Genomic DNA, 19487 nt, shown 5'->3' on the forward strand with positions numbered 1-19487 from the left:
CGGCGGCAGCACGCGAAATTCGTCGTGCCCCGCCTCCCCAGCTGGACTATCGTTGCCCCACCACGCCGGCAGAGCGGGTGACCGCACGCCGATTAGAGGTCGTTGCCAGCGTAGGACTGGTTGAAGCTTTTGTTTGCCAGCGGGAAGTCGGGGACGATGGTGTTCGCCATTGCCACGGGCAGTGCGGGCCAGTTGAACCAAGACGGGTCAACGACTTTGGCGCGGGTGATCTGGTTGGCGGCGTCGATTTCGACGCGGTGCACGATGGTGCCGCGCCAACCTTCGACTATGCCGATGCCGCTGGTGGGGGCGCCCACCGGGTACGCCAGTGCAGTGTATTCGATTGGGCCGGTGTGTGACTCGACGATTTGTCGGATTAGGTCGGCAGACGCGGCGAATTCGTCGCGCCGCACGGTGTAGCGAGCGAGGACGTCGCCGTCGGGCGCGCTGATCTCGGTGATGGGCAGCGCGGTGGTGGGGTGCTCGATGCGGGCATCGCTGCGCTGGCCGCTGGCGCGGGCAACGTACCCCAGGCAGCCGAGCGCGTTCGCGTCGTCGGGGTGCAGGATGGCGGTGCCCGCAAAGCGGTCGTGGACAACCGAGTTGGCGAGTGTCAGTGCGGCCACCTCAGCGAGGTCGGCAGCGAGAATCCGAAGTTCGTCGTTGTCCGGAAGACCATGCAGCGCAATTCCACCCGGGTGGATGGCGCCGCGCAGCAGCCGGTGCCCGGTGACGGCGGCGTTGAGCCGCAATAGCTTTTCGCGGATCCGTTGGGCGTGGGCGTTGGCCAGCGAGTAGCCGACATCGTTGGCCAAGGCGCCGAGGTCGGCGGCGTGGTTGTACAGCCGCTCGAGCTCGACGATCAGCGCCCGCAGCCGGTGGACCTCGTCGGGCAGCCCGATCCCGAGCGCGTCTTCAACCGCCAGGCTGTGGGCCAGCGCGTGCGCGGCGGACGTGTCGCCACTGATGCGTTCGGCGAGATCGACCGCGCCCGTGGCGATGCGGCCGTGAAAGAGCTTCTCGATGCCGCGGTGCACGAACCACAGCCGGGCCTTGAGCCGCACGATCGTCTCGCCCGCGACGGAGAACCGGAAGTGACCGGGTTCGATGAGGCCGGCGTGGACGGGCCCGACCGGAATCTCGTATACCCCAGGCCCCTCGACGGTCAGGAACGGAAAGGCGCCGGTACTAGTAAATTCGGGCGCGGGCCCGGCGTCGGCGCGCATGGGATGCCATTCGGGCCAGTGCGCGTGGCGGACCAGCCTGCGGGGTTTGGGATGGCCGACGGGGCGGATTCCGTACAAGTCCGCCATTTCGCGCTCGAACCGGCCGGCCGGAAACGACAGATAGGACAACGAACGAATGCTCGGATTATCAACGGGAACAACGTATTCCAGCTCAACACGGCGGTCGGGACGGCCGGTCAGGAACAGATAGATGACGCGCAGGCTGTCGCCGTCGTCGTGGGCGGCGACCAGGGCCAGGCGGAACGAATCGGCCAGGAGTTGTTCGGCCATCTCGATCAAACCGTGCTCGGATACCCGGTGCCTGATCCAGCTTCGGATCATCGCGGGGCACCCACAGTGCTGGCGGCGACATTCAACAGGTCGGTGAGCGGGCCTGCCGTGATGCCGAGGGCCGCGGACGCGACCATGCCGACGATGAGGGCCGCTGTGGCGGTGGCCGGGACGACGATCGACGGCATGCTCGGTGTCGGGACGCCAAGCAGCATGCGCCCGGAATTGCGTGCCAGGGCTGTGAAACCGATCGCGATCAGCAACATCGCCACGCCCAGAACCCAGGCCAGCCGAGCATTGGCCAGCGAACGCGCGATGGCCAACTCGCTGGCGAACATCGCGAACGGTGGCAGCCCGAGCAGGACGATCAGGCCGGTGGCAAAGGACACACCGATCAGCCGTGACCGCCGCATGACGCCGGTGATCTCGGCGATGGCGGTGGAGTCGTGTGCGGCCTGCAGCTGACCACCTGCCAAGAACAACACGGTCTTACCGATCCCGTGGGCAAGCACGTGCAGCAGCAGCGCGGCGACCGCCAGGGGCGTGCCGGCCGCCGCGGCGATCGCGATCAGGCCCATGTTCTCCATCGACGAGTACGCCAGCATCCGCTTGACATCGCCGGTGACGGTCAGCATCAGCACCGCTACGAGCAGCGTCATCAGCCCGACCGCCAGTAGCCCGTTGCGCAGAAAGGTGGGCCCGGTGGCCGCGTCGACGATCGGCCGCATACGAATGAGCACCGAGAAAGCCACCGCCAGCAGCACCCCACTCATCAGCGCGGACACCGGCGCGGGGGCTTGGCTATGCGCGTCCGCCAGCCACGTGTGGAACGGGAACAGGCCCGCTTTGGCGCCGTAGCCGATGAGCAGTAGCCCGCCGGCCAACCGCGCCACCCCGGGGTCTAGGTGGCCGGCCAGCGCGACGAGCACATCGAAGTTCAGCGCGTGAACCGCCGGTGCGCCGGCGCATCGGGCGGCGAAGTACAGCAGCACCGTGCCCAAGAAGGCCACGGCGATGCCGACCGAACAGATCACCACGTACTTCCACGTGGCTTCGAGCGCGGTGCGGGTGCGCCGATGCCCCACCAGGAAGGCGGTGATCACCGTCGTGGCTTCGATCGCCACCCAAACCACGCCAATGTTGTTGGCGCACACCGCGACAACCATCGCTGCCAGAAACGCCGGCGTCAACACGCCGTAGAGGCGGGCGCCGTGCTCGTCGGTGTGGCCGTGGGCAAGCTCGGACTCGATGTAACCGACGCTCGCCCAGGTGGCAAGCGTGCCGACAATGCCGATAACGACGAGCATGATCACCGTGAGCGCGTCGGCGCGCAGCAGTCCGCCCAGCGCGAACTGCGGCCGGGACCCAACCCGAAATCCCAACGCCGCAGCGCACACCAGCACGGTCGCGGCGGACAGCACGGTCAGCATCGCGGTAGTCCGTCGCCACCCGGCGACCAGGGCGGCCATCGACGCCGTGACTGGCGCAAAGATCGCGGCGGCGAGCAACAGCATGGTCATCAGTCCCGCAACTCCTGCAGCTTGTCCAGGTCGGCACCGCCGAAGGTGCGTCGAAGCCGGCCGGTCAGCACGCCGATCACGATGACGGCGAACAGCACGTCCAGCGAGGCACCGAGTTCGACGATTAGTGGCACGCCAGCGGTCAACAAGAACGCCGTCGCCGCGATTCCGTTGTCTAGCAACAGGAATCCGGCCGCCTGCGAGACCGCGTGCAGCCGCGTGGCCAGCACGAACAGTGCGATCAGCACCACCGCGAACGCGGCAGGCACCGCATTGATGGTCACACCCGGATGCAGATTGACCACCGGCCGGGTGATCGCGAAAGCGGCGACGGTCAACCCGCCGGTGATCAGCAGTGAGCTGGTCGTGTTCACCAGCGGCGTCGCCTCCCGTCGCGCGGCCGGTTCGGCGCCCACCGCACGAGATAGCAGCCACGGCAGTACCACCACGCGCAGCGCAATAACCGCGACGCCCACACCAACGAGCGCGTGATCATGATCGCGGATACCGCCCAGCAGCGGGATCGCTGCCAGCGCCGCACCCTGCCACGCCAGCAATCGCACGATCGCGCGCAAGTCGCGGCGCCAGACGATAAGTACCGCGGCAAGCACCAGCCCACCGGCGGCAAAGTCAACCAGGATCGAGAAGTCGGCGTCGGTCATCGTTGGGTCCTCATGCCGGAACCGTGAAGAAGTTGGCGGCCGTGACGGCGAGCAGGGACAGCAGAAACGAGCCGGCCAGCAGTTCAGGCACCCGAAACAATCGCAGTTTGGCGACGAACACCTCGAATGTCGCAAGCAGCACGGCGAGAACCGCGACCTTGATTGCCAGCGCCGCCAGGCCGGTCAACACGTCAACAGCGGTGGGCTCGACACCGGCAATTCCCCACGGAAAGAACAGATTTGCCAACAGCGCCAGCAGCACCGTGATCCGCATCCCGGCCGCCCACTCAACCAGTGCCAGCCGCGGGCCGGAATACTCGAGGACCATCGCCTCGTGCACCATGGTCAATTCCAGGTGGGTGGCCGGGTTATCCACGGGCAGCCGCCCGGTCTCGGCCACGATGACAATCACCAGCGACCCGAACGCGAGCACGCCAGCCAGGGACACGACGTGGGCGGGGTGGTCGATCGTACTTGCCACTAGCGCACCGAGATTGGCCGATCCGGCCGGGATGGACAATGCGAACACCGCAAGCAAGATCGTCGGCTCCACCAAGGCGGCGATAGTAATCTCGCGGCTTGCGCCCATGCCGCCGAACGAGGTGCCGGTATCGATACCGGCAATCGTCAGTGCGAGCGTGCCCAGGAACAGCAGCCCGACCACGGCAAACAGGTCGGCGCTGGTGTCCAGGGGTGATCCGGTGGCGACGAGCGGGGCGATCGCGGCGATCAGCAGCGTGGTTCCGGCGACGATCGTCGGCGCCGCGGCGAAGACGATCGTGGTTCCCGACGGCGTGATCTGTTGCTTGCCAAGTTGTTTGATCAGATCGCGCCACGGTTGCAGCAGCCCGCCGCCGGCTCGGCCTTCCCAGCGTGCCCGCACCTGACGCGTGATACCGATCACCAGCGGCGCGCCCACCATGACCGCGCCGATCTGCGCCGCGCCCGCGATGTAGGAGATCACGTTCACCCGGCGACCACCAGCACGATCAGCACCCCCAGCGCCCCGTAGGCCAAGTACAAGTGCACGCTGCCGGTGTGGGCGCGCCGCATGAGCCCGGCCGCGGCGGCCACGGCCGTGATCACCGGGGTATAGAGGCGCTGTTCGATCGCGTCGAAGATCGCGGTGCGGTAGGTGATCCTGTCGGCCAGATACCGCGACTCGGTCGTGGGGGTGACCTCGATGTCGGTGTCCGGGCGTAGCACGTCGTCGAAAACCCGCTGCAGCGGCTCGGCGAACGACGTCGCCGTGTACTGCATGCGCGGAGTGAGATCGTCTGCGCCGCAAGCCCACAACGGCATCGTGGCTGGTGCGGGACGTCGACGGAACCGCCACCGCGAGAGGCCGGCCGCCGCCAACGCAGCGGCGAGCACACCGGCGGCGATCACACCGGGTGCGATCGACCCGGAAGCCCCGGGCAGCCGCACCACGGCGCCAAGATCGGTGAACTCCACGGCTCGTGCCGCCGGCAGTGTCGCAACGGCTACCCGCACCGCGGGCGCGACGAGCACCGGTGCCACCGCCAGCACCAGGCAGGCGGCCGCCACGACCGTCATCCCGGCGTACATGCTGGCCGGTGCCTCCCGCGCCTGGTTGGCCTGCCCGGAGCGCGGACGGGCGAGGAACCCGATCCCGAACGCCTTGACCATCGCCGCCACACTCAGACCCGTGGCAAGCGCGACTACGCCGACCGCCAGCGGTGTCGTCAGCGCCACAACGGGGTCATGTCCGGGCGCGGCGTGGATCAACGACTGGACCAGCAGCCACTCGCTGACAAAGCCGGCTCCCAGCGGCAGCCCGCACGCGCCTAGCGCGGCCAGCCCGAAAAATACGGTGGTCGCGGGCATCCGGCGGGCCAGTCCGCCGAGCAGGTCAAGGTCACGCAGCCCGGTCGCGGCGAGCACCGACCCCGCCGCGAGGAACCCGAGGCTCTTGAACGCCGCATGCGCCATCAGGTGCAGGACAGCCGCTGCGACCGCGATCGACGCCGGTCCGAACGCACCTGTATCCGCGAAAAGCGTTGCCGCACCAAGCGCCAGCGTGATCAGGCCCATGTTTTCGGTCGTCGAATAGGCCAGTAGCCGTTTGAGGTCGGTGGCCACCGACGCCTGCAGGACCCCGTACAGCGCCGAGGCGCCACCGACGGCCAGCAGCGCAAGCCCCCACCAGCGTGGGCCTGGTCCGAGCAGCTGGAGATCGAAGCGGGCGATGCCGTAGATGCCCAGGTTGACCATCGCCGCGCTCATCAGCGCCGACACCGGACTCGGCGCCTCCGGATGCGCACGCGGCAGCCAGGCGTGCAGTGGCACCAACCCCGCCTTCGAACCGAACCCGACCAGCGTCAGCACAAACACGGCGGTGCGGACGCCGCCGGAAACTCCGCCGAGGTCGGCGAGCCGGTCCGCTCCCTCGGCCGCCGACAACACCACAAGTCCGACCAAGATCGCGATGAAGCCCAGCTGAGTCATCACGGCGTACCACAGCCCCGCCGAGCGGACCTGCGGGCGGGTGTATTCGGACAGCACCAGGATCAGCGACGCGATCGCCATCAATTCCCACGCCAGCAGAAACGTCGTCACCGAACCCGCGGCCGGTACCAACACCATCGCCGCGACGAACACCGGCAGGACCGCCAACGGGACCCGGCCCAGGTGTTCACGGCGCGCATATCCAATCACGTAACAGCCGGCCGGAATCGCTACCGCACCCGTGAGCGCCATGAAGAATCCGCCCAACCGGCCGAGCTCAATGTGGATGCCCGACAGCGGAAACAGCCAGCCGAGGTGCACCGCGCGCGCCGACCCGAACATGCCCAGCAGACCGGTCCCGACCCCGACAACCCCCACAGCTGAGGTGACGACCCCGCCGACAGCAGCAGGCGCCGGCTGCGTGATGGTCATTTCCCGGTCACCGATCGCAGGGCCGCGACGATTGCGGTGGGTGTCGGCGGACACCCCGCGATCTCGACGTCGACGGGGACAACCTCGCCGACCGCACCGGCCACGCCGTAGGCGTCCCTGAACACCCCTCGGTTAAGTGCGCAATCCCCACACGCGATCACCAGTCGCGGGCGCGGTGTGGCCTCGAGCGTATTGCGTAGCGGGCCGGCCATGTTGTGCGTCACCACGCCGGTCACCAGCAGCGCATCGGCGTGCCGGGGGGAGGCGACCAGCCGCGCGCCGAACCGCTCGGCGTCATACACCGGGCCGAATGCGCCCGAAATCTCCACCTCGCACCCATTGCACGAACCCGCGTCGACATGCCGGATCTGCAACGAACCCCGTACCCCTGCAAGCGGTTTCGGCGCCGGAGCCGGCGCCGTGCCGGCGGGCTCGACCACCCGGCCGACGCGCAAGATCTTGGCAAGCCAGCCCATGGCGCTACTTCGCCGTGCCGCTGGCGCGCAGGTCCTTCAGCACAGCGACCCGATCGCTAAGCACCCTGGCTAGCACCTTGCGTGCCACCGCTAGCAGCTCGGCGATATCAGGCGAGGCGATCGAATAGGTCACGATGTTGCCGTCGCGGCGTGCGGCGACAACACCCGCCCGGCGCAGCACGCCCAGCTGCTGGGAGAGGTTCGACGACTCCAGGCCGACGTCAGAGGCCAACAATTCACCGACCGAGCGGTCCCGCTCCACCAGAAGCTCCAGAATTCTGATCCGCGCCGGATGTCCAAGCGTTTTGAAGAACTCGGCCTTGAGCTTGTACAGCGGCTCCGACTCCACACCACACCCCAAAACTTCACTGTTTTGCTAGTTGATCAGTTGAAGAATTTATCAAATTCAGCGGTGCCCGTTGTAGGCCCTGCATCAACTCTTGACTGATTCCAGAAAACGGCGTAATAGTGGCGGAGTGGCCCCCATGGCGGACTACACGGAAAAGCTGCGGATGGCCGACCTGCGCGTGACCCGCCCCAGGCTTGCCGTATTGGAGGCGGTGCACGCCAACCCACATGCCGACACCGAGACAATTTTCTCGGCGGTCCGCAACGGCCTGGCTGATGTTTCCCGCCAGGCCGTATACGACGTACTCAATGCCCTGACCGCGGCGGGTCTGATCCGACGGATCCAGCCGTTGGGATCGGTTGCCCGCTACGAGTCTCGGGTCGGGGACAACCACCACCACGTCGTATGCCGATCCTGCGGAGTCATCGCCGACATCGACTGTGCCGTCGGTGCGGCGCCGTGTTTGACCCCGGCCGACGACAACAACGTTCTGGATGGCTTCGTTCTCGACGAGGCCGAAGTCATCTACTGGGGTATATGCCCCGACTGCTCGACCGTAGTGCCCGGATCACAGCCGTGATCACAGCCCATTCACACACCCGGAAGGAATGCCGTGTCATCCGATACATCCGAAAGCCGTCCGCCCCACCCGGACACCACGACGGCTAGCACAAGCGAGAGCGAAAGCCCCGCAATCCCCTCCCCCAAGCCGAAGGCGCATCCCCCCTTAACGAACCGAGACTGGTGGCCTGACCAAATCGACGTGTCGATGCTGCACCCCCACCCGCCGGCCGCCAACCCGCTCGGGGCGGACTTCGACTACGCCACAGAGTTTGCCAAGGTCGACGTCGAAGCGCTCAAGGCAGACGTGATCTCGGTGATGACCACCTCGCAGGACTGGTGGCCCGCCGACTACGGCCATTACGGTGGCCTGTTCATCCGGATGAGCTGGCACGCCGCCGGCACCTACCGCATTCACGACGGCCGCGGCGGCGGCGGCGAGGGTATGCAGCGGTTTGCGCCGCTCAACAGTTGGCCGGACAACGCGAGCCTGGACAAGGCGCGCCGGCTGCTATGGCCGGTCAAGAAGAAGTACGGTAACAAGATCTCCTGGGCGGACCTGATCATCTTCGCCGGAAACGTCGCTCTGGAGTCGATGGGGTTCAAGACCTTCGGCTTTGGCTTCGGCCGCGAAGACGTCTGGCAGCCCGAAGAGATCCTCTGGGGCGAAGAGGACGAGTGGTTGGGTACCGACAAGCGCTACTCCGGTGAGCGCGACCTCGCGCAGCCCTACGGCGCGACCACCATGGGCCTGATCTACGTCAATCCGGAAGGCCCGGAAGGCAAACCGGATCCGATCGCGGCAGCACACGACATCCGCGAGACGTTCGGCCGGATGGCGATGAACGACGAGGAGACCGCCGCACTCATTGTCGGTGGCCACAGCTTCGGCAAGACCCACGGCGCCGGCAACGCCGATCTGGTCGGCCCCGAACCCGAGGCCGCCCCGGTCGAACAACAGGGGCTCGGCTGGAAGAGCTCCTACGGTAGCGGCGCGGGCAAGGACGCCATCACCAGCGGCCTGGAAGTCGTCTGGACCTCCACCCCGACCAAGTGGGGCAATGGCTACCTGCAGAACCTGTATGGCTACGAGTGGGAGCTGACCAAGAGCCCCGCGGGTGCGTGGCAGTTCACGGCCAAGGACGGCGCCGGCGCGGGCACGATCCCCGATCCGTACGGTGGACCGGGTCGGGCCCCGACGATGCTGGTCACCGACATCTCGTTGCGCGAGGATCCGATCTACCGACGGATCACGCAGCGGTGGCTGGAACACCCCGAGGAGCTGGCCGAGGCGTTCGCCAAGGCGTGGTACAAGCTGCTGCACCGCGACATGGGACCGATCTCGCGTTACCTCGGTCCGTGGGTCGCCGAGCCGCAGCTGTGGCAGGACCCGGTGCCGGCGGTCGACCACGAGCTGATCGACGAGCACGACATCGCAGCCCTGAAGGGCAAGGTGCTCGAATCCGGCCTGTCCATTCCGCAACTGGTGAAGACCGCCTGGTCGGCCGCGGGTAGCTTCCGCAGAACTGACAAGCGGGGCGGCGCGAACGGTGGACGGCTGCGCCTCGAACCGCAGCGGAGCTGGGAGGTCAACGAGCCCTCCGAACTGGACAAGGTGCTGCCCGTTCTTGAGCGGATCCAGCAGGACTTCAACGGCTCGGCATCGGGTGCCACGAAGGTCTCGCTGGCCGACCTGATTGTGTTGGCCGGGTCGGCAGCGGTCGAAAAGGCAGCCAAGGACGCCGGTTACGAGATCTCGGTGCACTTCGCCCCTGGGCGCACCGATGCCTCGCAGGAGAGTACCGATGTGGAGTCGTTCGGGGTGCTCGAACCGCGGGCCGACGGGTTCCGCAACTATGTGCGGCCGGGCGAAAAGGCGCCCCTGGAGCAGTTGCTGCTGGAGCGGGCGTACTTGCTGGGTGTTACCGCTCCAGAGTTGACGGTTCTCGTCGGCGGTCTGCGTGCCCTCGGTGCCAATCACGGGGGCAGCAAGCACGGCGTGTTCACCGACCAGCCGGGCGTGTTGACCAACGACTTCTTCGTCAACCTGGTCGACATGGGCACGGAGTGGAAGGCGTCGGAGTCGGCGGAAAACGTCTACGAGGGATTCGACCGATCGTCGGGGCAGCTCAAGTGGACGGCCACCGCCAATGATCTGGTATTCGGGTCGAATTCGGTGCTGCGTGCGCTGGCCGAGGTATACGCCCAGGACGACAACAAGGGGAAGTTCGTCGAGGACTTCGCCGCGGCCTGGGTCAAGGTCATGAACAACGACCGATTCGATCTCAAGTAACCCTGACGGTCCTTTGCGGCAGCCCGCGAGCCAGCGGCTCGCGGGCTGCCGTTACACCCTGGCCCTGGCGGCTTACTTCGCGAGGGTGAACTGGTTGACGTCGATGTAGCCGACGCGGAACAGCTTGGCGCAACCGGTCAGGTACTTCATATAGCGCTTGTAGACCTCTTCGGACTGAATCGCGATGGCCTCGTCCTTGCGGGCCTGCAGGGCCTCGGCCCACAGGTCCAGGGTCCGGGCATAATCCGCCTGCAGCGAGTGTCGGCGGGTCAGGGTGAATCCGGCCTTCGCCGAATCCTCCTCCACCATCTCTATCGTTGGCGGATGGCCGCCCGGGAAGATCTCGGTCGCGATGAACTTCAAGAAGCGGGCCAGCCACAACGTCAGCGGCAAGCCTTGGTCGATCATCTGCTGTCTCGTCAAGCCGGTGATCGTGTGCAGCAGCATCACCCCGTCAACGGGCAGGATCTTGTGGGCGAGCGCGAAGAAGTCGGCATGACGGTCGTGGCCGAAGTGCTCGAACGCGCCGATTGACACGATGCGGTCGACGGGCTCGTCGAACTGTTCCCAGCCTTTGAGCTCCACCCGTCTGGTCCGTGGGGTGTCCATCTCGTCGAACGTCTGTTGCACGTGGGCGGCCTGGTTTTTGGACAGCGTCAGGCCGATGACGTTGACGTCATACTTGTCGATCGCCCGGCGCATGGTGGCCCCCCAGCCGCAGCCCACGTCGAGCAGCGTCATACCCGGCTGCAGGCCCAGCTTGCCCAGCGCCAGGTCGATCTTGGCGATTTGGGCCTCTTCCAGGGTCATGTCGTCGCGCTCGAAGTACGCGCAACTGTAGGTCTGGGTCGGGTCCAGAAACAGCCGGAAGAAGTCGTCGGACAGGTCGTAGTGCGCCTGCACATCGTCGAAGTGCGGCGTTAACTCAGCCATGACCTCATGCCTTTCCCGAACTCCAACGGACCCGCGGTGCTGCACGAAGACATACCCCGAAAAGCCATCCAGTGTTTGGCGAACGTAACGACTGTACCCGCGGACCCACTTCAACTGCACTGGACATCGTTGTGCGCCGAGCGTGCAACCACTGCGGCGTGGCACGGCGTGTCCTCGCTGCCAGTACACGTTCGGGTCAGCGCGGAGCACGTCAAAAGAGGTTTGGCACCAATCTATGGCACGCTGAAGGCCTTAAGCCTGCGAGAGGAACTGCGATTAGCAAGCTTGGTTTCTGGAGCGTCGTCATGCTCGGGATCAACGCAATCATCGGCGCAGGTATCTTTTTGACTCCAGGTGCGGTGATCAAACTCGCCGGACCATTCGCACCGGTTGCCTACATTTTGGCTGGCCTCTTCGCGGGCATCATGGCGATGGTCTTTGCAACGGCGGCACGGTATGTCAAGACGAACGGTGCCTCCTACGCTTACACGACGGCCGCATTCGGGCGGCGGATAGGCATCTATGTTGGTATCACCCACGCGATTACCGCCTCGATCGCATGGGGAGTGCTGGCATCTTTGTTCGTCTCAACGTTGTTGAGGGTGGCCTTCCCCAGCAAGGCCTGGGCCGACGACGAGCGAGTGCTCAGCGTCAAGACGCTAGCGTTCCTCGGCTTCATCGCCGTGCTGTTGGTCATCAACTTGTTCGGCAATCGGGTAATCAAGTGGGCGAACGGAACATCAACGCTGGGCAAGGTATTCGCGCTTTCGGTGTTCATTGCTGGCGGACTGTGGATCATCGTCACGCAGCACTTGAACAACTACGGGACGTCACGGTTGGCGTACCACCCGGCGTCGTACTCGGTGCTCGGAATCGCCGAGATCGGTAAGAGCACTGCTTCGAGCTTGGCGCTTGCAACGATCGCCGCGTTGTATGCCTTCACCGGCTTCGAATCGATCGCGAACGCCGCCGAGGAAATGGAAGAGCCGGATCGGAATCTCCCTAGGGCGATACCCATAGCGATCTTCTCGGTGGGTGCGATCTATGTTCTCGCGTTGGTGGTAGCGATGCTGCTGGGATCGGAGAAGATCGTCGCCTCCCCCGACACGGTCAAACTGGCGGCGGCCATCGGAAACGATACTTTCCGAACGGTCATCGTTGTTGGAGCCTTGGTTTCGATGTTCGGCATCAACGTTGCTGCCTCGTTCGGTGCTCCACGACTTTGGACCGCGCTGGCAGACGGGAGCGTTCTACCGACCGGCCTGGCTCGCAATAATCGGTTCGGTGTTCCGATGGTCGCGTTCGCGATCACGGCGTCATTGGCGCTCGCATTTCCGCTGGCGCTTCGATTCGACAGCCTGAACCTCACCGGCCTGGCCGTGATCGCCCGATTCGTCCAGTTCATCATCGTGCCAATCGCTCTCATCGCATTGGCGCGCTCCCAGCGGGAGGAGCACGCGGCGGTGCGGCGAAACACCTTCACCGACAAAGTGTTACCGGTCGTTGCGTTCGTGATCTCGATCGGGCTGGCGGTGTCCTTCGACTATCGGTCCATCGTTTTGTCGCGAAGCCAGCCCAACTACTTCTCGATAACCTTGATCGTGATCACGTTCATCGTGGTGCCGGTGCTCGCCTACCTGCACTACTACCGAGCCATCAGCCGCGCCGGCGACGCGGCGAGCACGCGTTAGATCTCCGGGTCTTCCTCAGAATGGCCGCACGCACCGAGCGTCACCTCCACGTGCGGCCAAAGCCACCCTGCTGCCCAACCATCCATAACTGAGCCGAGCATGACAGCTGACCCCCCTTACCCTCGGTTGCCCTGAATGCCTGCGGTCGAAGCCAATTCGGTAGCGACACTGCCACACTTGCATCGGCTCTATCGCCAAAGCCAGCGCGCTGCACAAATCGTTACCCTTTGTCGCCTTTCCTTGACCGTGTCGTTGCATCCGACACAGTCTGGCCAGACCTGTTGCGGTGAACCGAGATCCGATGTGCAAGTTCGGCGAATGCATCGCCTACCGCCGCTGGCTGTTCAATCCAGGGAAAGTGGCCCGCATCGGCGATGACACGCTTGATTACGTTCGCGGTGGAAAAGCGCTCGGATTCCCACAGTGACTGCGTAACGATCCGGTCAGCAGAACCGCTGACGATGAGGGTCGGCAGTGTCGTTGGCCACCAGGCCAACTGGTAGCTGTGATCGAAGCTCGCGTCGGACCATCGGGCAGCATTGCTGTTGTATGGCAGGCGTGCCAGGAGCTCTGCGCCCCTCGCAACGCCGCTTCCGGTGAAGCTCCACGGCGCAGACCGGACGGCAACGGCGCACAGGTTTTCGTCCGTAGGATCCGATTCGTAGTGAGACGTGGCCTCCTCGATACCCGGTGACAGATTGCGGTGCGCCATCTCCTCGAACATCGGCATCCACGACGCGTCTGGAGCGCTGCTGATCAGCGCCAGCCCTTCCAGACACCCGGCTAAGGCCGGAGTGGACAGCAGGTATTCACCCCCTGTGGAATGCCCGACATAAACAGGGTGGGCAACAGCGTGAGCGGCTTCCAGCAGAACCTGCGGCCACAAACTGTAGGGATCTTCGGGTGCCCCGGGAGCGTCGACGTTGGACCCATCACCCGGAAGATCGACCGTCCATAGGTTGCCAGGCACGTCGACGGCGTGGACGAGTTCATGCAGGCTCTCGGAGCCGATTCCCGGGCCGCCCGGAAGGAACAGCCAGTTCAGGTCTCCGGGGCGGTTGACTAGTCTGCGCAGTCGCACTCCCGACCGCGTCCAACGAACGTATCGCGTCATCACTCATATCAACGATCGACATCCCACTGCCCGAAATCCGCCGCAAGCACCTCGTCCACATCGACGTGAATACCGCCGAGGAGGGGGCCTGGGTTCGCCTCGCTGTTGACGATCTCCTGATAGAGCACCGCCGCGGGCTCTCGCTCCCCATGCGACCACGACTTCGTCTGCCACGCCCACCGATGCCCCGCGGTAGTTGAGTGCCCGATTACGCCGTCGTTGATGGCCCACGCACACGCCCGGGAATGCCCGTAGATGCCGGTACGGGCCTCGCCCAGTACCGAGTTGATACCTCGAAACCATTCGACCGCAAGGCTATTCCAGGTGTTGAGGTCGATATCTTCATCGACGCTGAAAAAGATCGGGGCCGAACTGCCGCCCCCGGCCGCGGCGTGCAGGCGCAGAGCTGTCTGAGCGTCGGCCACGCCGCCGTCGTACCCGCGGGTGAAATCCGACGGCGTCGGCCAACCCGGCTTGCCGTACTGGAAGTTACTGACGATGTGAAGACCCGCTGCGCGCAGTGCGTCCGCGTACTGGCGGGTGATGGGCTTGGCCTCGAAGTTGGCGCCCGGCCGCGACTCGGATACGTAGTTGACCACCCCGTCATAGCCGGCGGCTTTGATCTCCTGCGGCGCGATCCGCTGTTCGGCAAAGTCGATCAGCCTGATGTTTGCCGCAGATGCCCTGCGCCCGCCGAGTGCGTCGCCCAGGATTCCTCCGGAGAGCAGCACAGGTGTTAAGGCGTACTTGAGGACGTCCCGCCGTGACACAGATCCGAGTTTGCCGCGTCTACCTAAGGCAGCCGATTCGGGCACCGCGCGATGGTACCAAGCGAAACGTCTTACGCCCACCACTCGCTGCGGGCTATCAGGACATCACGAAGGAGGTCCGCGCGATCGGAGATGATGCCGTCGACATCCATGTCGAGCAGTGCATGCATGACACCGGGATCGTCGACCGTCCAGGCGTGAACCTGACGTCCCGAAGCATGAACGGCGCGCACCAGCGCCGGCGTAATGATCGGCACACCGCCCAATCGCGGTGGCAGCTGTAGGCAGTCGCTGTCACGCACCGTTCGCCAGGCATATGCCCAGCTGCCGGGGGTTCTCGCCGCCAGGCACGCGACGAACGCACCCGTCCCCGCCGAACTGGCCACTCGCTTGGACAACAGGCGTAACGCGCGTCGTCGGCGACGATCGGAAAATGAGGTGACCAGCACGCGGTTGTGCGCGTTCAACCGCTCGATGACGTCGACAGTCGGCTCGATCGCCGTGGCGGCTTTGATATCGATGTTTATCCGCATGCCCGGTAGCGCGACAAGGAGTTCCTCGAGGCTTGGGACCGACTCCCCCGCGCCCAAGTCCGCGCTGCGAACATCTCGCCACAACAACTGGTCGATCGCGCCCGACACACCCGCCTCGGGCCGCAATATCCGGTCGTGCTGGATTACGGCCACGCCGTCACGAGTCGCGCGAACGTCTGTCTCAATGTAGCGAAGACCAAGCTTCGCGGCTTCGTGGAACGCCCCCATGCTGTTCATGGGCAACTTGAATGCGGTAAATCCCCTGTGCGCCATAGCGATGCGACCAGTGCCGCTGAGAAACTCCACCGTGCCCACGCCGCCGCTCATGAGCCAAGTATCTCAACTCAGTCGCGCCGACGTAGTCGCAATGGACACACCCGGCGAGCAGACGCAAAGGTCCCCAAATACCGCAGGATTTGGGGACTTTTGCGTCTGCTCGCCGTCCTAACCCTCCAGGTCGCCCTCGGTTTCCAGCAGCGCCCGGCGCAACCCATCGAGGGTGTCGGCGCGCGGCTCGGCCCACATGCCGCGGCCGGCCGCCTCCAGCAGCCGTTCGGCCATACCGTGCAACGCCCACGGGTTGGACTCCGTCATGAATTTCCGGTTCTCGGGATCCAGCACGTAGCGCTCGGTGAGTTGTTCGTACATCCAGTCGGCCATTACTCCGGCGGTGGCGTCATAGCCGAACAGGTAGTCGACGGTGGCCGCCATCTCGAAGGCGCCCTTGTAGCCGTGCCGGCGCATCGCGGCCATCCAACGGGGATTGACCACGCGAGCCCGGAAGACCCGCGTGGTTTCTTCCGACAGCGTGCGGGTGCGGATGGCGTCGGGTCGGGTGTTGTCGCCGATATACGCCGCGGGTGCTTGGCCGGTCAATGCGCGCACCGTGGCCACCATGCCGCCGTGGTATTGGAAGTAGTCGTCGGAGTCGGCGATGTCGTGTTCTCGGGTGTCGGTGTTCTTGGCGGCCACGGCAATCCGACGGTACTGGCGGTTCATGTCGTCCACCGCCTCGCTGCCGTCCAGGTCACGGCCGTAGGCGAATCCACCCCACGCGGTGTACACCTGCGCGAGGTCGGCGTCGTCACGCCAGTTGCGGCTGTCGATCAGCTGCAGCAAGCCAGCGCCGTAAGTGCCCGGTTTGGATCCGAAAATTCTTGTGGTGGCCCGCCGTTGGTCACCGTGCTGAGCCAGATCGGCTTGAGCGTGCGCACGCACATAGTTGTCGTCGGCGGGCTCGTCGAGATCGGCGACCAACCGCACCGCATCGTCCAGCATCGTCACCACATGCGGGAACGCGTCCCGGAAGAAACCGGATATCCGCACCGTCACGTCGATGCGCGGCCGGCCCAGCTCGGCAAGCGAGATCGGCGCCAAGTCGACGACGCGCCGCGACGCATCGTCCCAGACCGGCCGAACGCCCAGCAGCGCAAGCACTTCGGCGATATCATCGCCGGCGGTGCGCATGGCCGAGGTACCCCACATCGAAAGACCAACCGACTGCGGCCACCGTCCATGGTCGTCGCGGTAGCGGCACAGCAGTGAATCCGCCAGTGCCACACCGGCTTCCCACGCCAACCGGGACGGCACCGCCTTTGGGTCTACGGAGTAGAAGTTGCGGCCGGTGGGCAGCACGTTGATCAGGCCACGCAGCGGTGAACCCGACGGCCCCGCCGCAATGAACCGGCCGTCGAGCGCCCGTAGCACCTGGTCGATTTCGGCCGCGGTGCCGGCCAGTCGCGGCACCACCTCGGTCGCCGCAAAACGCAGCACCGCGGCGACGTCGGCGTCATCGGTGATCCGTGCTACGGCAGCCGGGTCCCAGCCGGTGGCCTGCAGCGAGGCGACGAGCTCCCGGGCGGCAGCCTCGACCCCATCGACCGTCGTGCGTTCGTCGGTACCGTCCTCGGCCAGGCCCAGTGCCTGCCGCAACCCGGGCAGGGCGTGTTGGCCGGCGAACAGCTGGCGGGCCCGCAGGATCGCCAGCACCAAATCGAGTTCGGTCTCCCCCGTTGGCCGTTGCCCGAGAATGTGCAACCCGTCGCGGATCTGGACGTCCTTGATCTCACACAGCCAGCCATCGACATGCAGCAGCATGTCATCGAACGAGTCTTCTTCGGGCCGCTCGGTCAACCCCAGATCGTTGTCCATCTTGGCGGCGCGGATCAGCGTCCAAATCTGCTGGCGGATCGCGGGTAGCTTGGCAGGGTCCAGGGCGGCGACATTGGCATGCTCGTCGAGCAGCTGTTCCAAACGCGCGATGTCGCCATAGGTTTCGGCGCGGGCCATGGGCGGGATCAGGTGGTCGACAAGGACGGCGTGGGCCCGCCTCTTGGCCTGGGTGCCCTCACCGGGGTCGTTGACGAGGAACGGGTAGATCAATGGCAGGTTGCCCAGCGCGGCGTCGGACCCACAGGACGCCGACATGCCCAGCGTCTTGCCGGGCAGCCACTCCAGGTTGCCGTGCTTGCCCAGATGCACGACCGCGTGCGCCCCGAAACCGGCATCGAGCCAGTGGTAGGCGGCCAGATAGTGGTGGCTAGGCGGCAAATCCGGGTCGTGGTAGATCGCTACCGGATTTTCGCCGAATCCCCGCGGCGGCTGCACCATCAGCACGACGTTGCCGGCTTGCAGTGCGGCGATAACGATTTCGCCGTCAGGATCGTTGCTGCGGTCGACGAATAGATCCCCCGGCGGCGGGCCCCAATGCGCGTCCACGGCCGCAGTCAATTTGGCCGGCAGAGTTGCGAACCAGCCCCGATAGTCCTTGGCGGACACCCTAATTGGGTTACCCGTGAGCTGTCCCTCGGTAAACCAGTCGGGGTCTTGCCCGCCGCGTTCGATCAGGGCGTGGATTAGGGCGTCACCGTCGGCGGCGTCCACACCGGGCACGTCGCCCACCTGATAGCCCGACTCGCGCATTGCCCGCAGCAGCGCGACCGCGCTCGCCGGGGTGTCCAGTCCAACCGCGTTGCCGATGCGGGCGTGCTTGGTCGGATATGCCGAAAACACCAGGGCCACACGCTTATCAACGGATGCGATGTGTCGCAGTTGCGCGTGCCGGACCGCCAGGCCTGCCACCCGGGCGCAGCGTTCCGGATCGGCCACATAGGAGATCAGCCCGTCGTCGTCAATCTCCTTGAACGAGAACGGAACAGTGATGATGCGGCCATCGAACTCGGGCACGGCTACCTGGCTGGCGACATCGAGCGGGCTGAGTCCGTCGTCGTTGTCGCACCATTGGTCTCGAGGGCTGGTCAAACACAAGCCCTGCAGGATCGGGATATCCAGCGCCGCCAGGTGTTCCACGTTCCAGCTGTCGTCGTCACCACCTGCGGATGCGGCGGCGGGCTTGACTCCCCCGGCGGCCAGCACGGTGACCACCATGGCGTCGGCCTCGCCGAGTCTTTCCAACAGCTCCGGCTCTGCGGTACGCAGCGACGCACAGTAAACCGGCAGCGCACGCGCGCCGGCGTCTTCGATCGCCTGACATAGCGCCTCCACATAACCCGTGTTGCCCGCCAACTGCTGTGCGCGGTAGTAGAGGACAGCGATCGTCGGGCCTTCGGCGTTGCCCGTCTGTGACCGTGCCAGCTCACCCCAGGTCGGGGTCGGCACCGGCGCAGTGAATCCAAACCCGGTCATTAACACGGTGTCCGACAGGAAGGCGTGCAGTTCGCGCAGGTTGTCCACGCCGCCGTGGGCCAGGTAGATGTGGGCCTGCACCGCGACTCCCGCCGCGACCGTGGAGAGATCGGTCAACTCGGCGTCTGCCGCTTGCTCACCGCTGACCAGCACCGTCGGCACGCCGCTGGCCAGAACGATGTCGATGCCGCTTTGCCAGGCACGGTAGCCGCCGAGAATGCGCACCACCACGATCGACGAGTCGGCCAACAGGTCGGTGAGTTCCAGGTCCGACAGTCGCGACGGGTTGGCCCACCGATAGCTCTTCCCGCTGGCGCGCGCGCTGATCAGGTCGGTGTCGGAGGTCGACAACAGGAGGATGCTCGGCTCGGCCACCCACCATTCGTACCGCACCGGCCGAACGCGTCAGCGGCCGGCGATAGAGGTGATTGACGCGGGCTGGGGTGGGAACCATCGGCGTCGCACAGCCCGGGACCGCCGTGATTGGCTACCACTGCTCGTGACCGGGCTACCATCGCCGGC

Annotated in this window: 15 protein-coding genes; 3 read left to right on the forward strand and 12 right to left on the reverse strand. The window is 65.6% G+C overall.

The window, feature by feature from the left end; genetic code table 11:
• Positions 1-92: 92 nt before the first annotated feature.
• The 7 genes from AADZ78_RS15850 to AADZ78_RS15880 are packed head-to-tail and all read right to left on the reverse strand — an operon-like array spanning position 93 to position 7425.
• Entirely contained in the window at positions 93-1568 is a 1476-nt protein-coding gene (locus tag AADZ78_RS15850; protein WP_085250574.1) for an NADH-quinone oxidoreductase subunit C, read from the reverse strand.
• Positions 1565-3037, reverse strand: a complete 1473-nt coding sequence (locus AADZ78_RS15855; protein ID WP_085250573.1) for a proton-conducting transporter membrane subunit — start codon at positions 3035-3037, stop codon at positions 1565-1567. The genes AADZ78_RS15850 and AADZ78_RS15855 overlap by 4 nt, the downstream gene beginning before the upstream one ends.
• The gene (locus tag AADZ78_RS15860; protein WP_085250572.1) at positions 3037-3699 is read right to left on the reverse strand and encodes a hypothetical protein; all 663 of its coding nucleotides are present in this window, start codon (positions 3697-3699) and stop codon (positions 3037-3039) included. The genes AADZ78_RS15855 and AADZ78_RS15860 overlap by 1 nt, the downstream gene beginning before the upstream one ends.
• A 10-nt stretch (positions 3700-3709) precedes the next feature.
• Positions 3710-4660, reverse strand: a complete 951-nt coding sequence (locus AADZ78_RS15865) for a respiratory chain complex I subunit 1 family protein (RefSeq protein ID WP_085250582.1) — start codon at positions 4658-4660, stop codon at positions 3710-3712.
• Between the two features lie 5 nt (positions 4661-4665).
• Positions 4666-6600 carry a proton-conducting transporter membrane subunit gene (locus AADZ78_RS15870; RefSeq protein ID WP_085250571.1) on the reverse strand — a complete coding sequence of 645 codons (1935 nt, stop codon included), beginning with the start codon at positions 6598-6600 and terminating at the stop codon, positions 4666-4668.
• The gene (locus AADZ78_RS15875; protein WP_085250570.1) at positions 6597-7076 is read right to left on the reverse strand and encodes an NADH-quinone oxidoreductase subunit B family protein; all 480 of its coding nucleotides are present in this window, start codon (positions 7074-7076) and stop codon (positions 6597-6599) included. The genes AADZ78_RS15870 and AADZ78_RS15875 overlap by 4 nt, the downstream gene beginning before the upstream one ends.
• Positions 7077-7080: 4 nt before the next feature.
• Entirely contained in the window at positions 7081-7425 is a 345-nt protein-coding gene (locus AADZ78_RS15880) for a lsr2/espR transcriptional regulator (RefSeq protein ID WP_085250569.1), read from the reverse strand.
• Between the two features lie 136 nt (positions 7426-7561).
• Here AADZ78_RS15880 and AADZ78_RS15885 point away from each other — a divergent pair, with 136 nt between their 5' ends.
• A complete protein-coding gene (locus tag AADZ78_RS15885; RefSeq protein ID WP_276063455.1) occupies positions 7562-8005 on the forward strand; it encodes a Fur family transcriptional regulator in 444 nt (147 codons plus the stop codon).
• 33 nt (positions 8006-8038) lie between these two features.
• The gene (katG, locus tag AADZ78_RS15890) at positions 8039-10279 is read left to right on the forward strand and encodes a catalase/peroxidase HPI (RefSeq protein ID WP_085250568.1); all 2241 of its coding nucleotides are present in this window, start codon (positions 8039-8041) and stop codon (positions 10277-10279) included.
• 72 nt (positions 10280-10351) lie between these two features.
• Here the strand turns inward: katG and mmaA2 are convergent, their stop codons facing one another.
• Positions 10352-11212 carry a cyclopropane mycolic acid synthase MmaA2 gene (gene mmaA2, locus AADZ78_RS15895; RefSeq protein ID WP_085250567.1) on the reverse strand — a complete coding sequence of 287 codons (861 nt, stop codon included), beginning with the start codon at positions 11210-11212 and terminating at the stop codon, positions 10352-10354.
• Positions 11213-11487: 275 nt separating this feature from the next.
• Here mmaA2 and AADZ78_RS15900 point away from each other — a divergent pair, with 275 nt between their 5' ends.
• A complete protein-coding gene (locus tag AADZ78_RS15900; protein WP_264033467.1) occupies positions 11488-12903 on the forward strand; it encodes an APC family permease in 1416 nt (471 codons plus the stop codon).
• A gap of 220 nt (positions 12904-13123) precedes the next feature.
• Here AADZ78_RS15900 and AADZ78_RS15905 read toward each other — a convergent pair whose 3' ends face one another.
• From AADZ78_RS15905 to cobN, 4 genes are all read right to left on the reverse strand, one after another.
• Positions 13124-14017 carry an alpha/beta fold hydrolase gene (locus AADZ78_RS15905; protein ID WP_085250566.1) on the reverse strand — a complete coding sequence of 298 codons (894 nt, stop codon included), beginning with the start codon at positions 14015-14017 and terminating at the stop codon, positions 13124-13126.
• 8 nt (positions 14018-14025) lie between these two features.
• Positions 14026-14832, reverse strand: coding sequence for a DUF1906 domain-containing protein (locus tag AADZ78_RS15910; protein ID WP_085250565.1), 807 nt, complete (start codon positions 14830-14832; stop codon positions 14026-14028).
• 26 nt (positions 14833-14858) lie between these two features.
• A complete protein-coding gene (locus tag AADZ78_RS15915) occupies positions 14859-15626 on the reverse strand; it encodes a glycerophosphodiester phosphodiesterase family protein (RefSeq protein ID WP_139828715.1) in 768 nt (255 codons plus the stop codon).
• Positions 15627-15764: 138 nt separating this feature from the next.
• Positions 15765-19340: a cobaltochelatase subunit CobN gene (gene cobN, locus AADZ78_RS15920; protein WP_085250579.1), complete on the reverse strand. Its 3576-nt coding sequence runs from the start codon at positions 19338-19340 to the stop codon at positions 15765-15767.
• Positions 19341-19487: the final 147 nt, after the last annotated feature.

The sequence above is a fragment of the Mycobacterium riyadhense genome, assembly GCF_963853645.1.
Lineage (GTDB): Bacteria > Actinomycetota > Actinomycetes > Mycobacteriales > Mycobacteriaceae > Mycobacterium > Mycobacterium riyadhense.

What these genes read in the sequence shown, in the direction of transcription:
- AADZ78_RS15850 (WP_085250574.1), bottom strand. Translation starts at nt 1,568, where the DNA reads ATGATCCGAAGCTGGATCAGGCACCGGGTATCCGAGCACGGTTTGATC.
- AADZ78_RS15855 (WP_085250573.1), bottom strand. Translation starts at nt 3,037, where the DNA reads ATGACCATGCTGTTGCTCGCCGCCGCGATCTTTGCGCCAGTCACGGCG.
- AADZ78_RS15860 (WP_085250572.1), bottom strand. Translation starts at nt 3,699, where the DNA reads ATGACCGACGCCGACTTCTCGATCCTGGTTGACTTTGCCGCCGGTGGG.
- AADZ78_RS15870 (WP_085250571.1), bottom strand. Translation starts at nt 6,600, where the DNA reads ATGACCATCACGCAGCCGGCGCCTGCTGCTGTCGGCGGGGTCGTCACC.
- AADZ78_RS15875 (WP_085250570.1), bottom strand. Translation starts at nt 7,076, where the DNA reads ATGGGCTGGCTTGCCAAGATCTTGCGCGTCGGCCGGGTGGTCGAGCCC.
- AADZ78_RS15885 (WP_276063455.1), top strand. Translation starts at nt 7,562, where the DNA reads ATGGCGGACTACACGGAAAAGCTGCGGATGGCCGACCTGCGCGTGACC.
- mmaA2 (WP_085250567.1), bottom strand. Translation starts at nt 11,212, where the DNA reads ATGGCTGAGTTAACGCCGCACTTCGACGATGTGCAGGCGCACTACGAC.
- AADZ78_RS15905 (WP_085250566.1), bottom strand. Translation starts at nt 14,017, where the DNA reads ATGACGCGATACGTTCGTTGGACGCGGTCGGGAGTGCGACTGCGCAGA.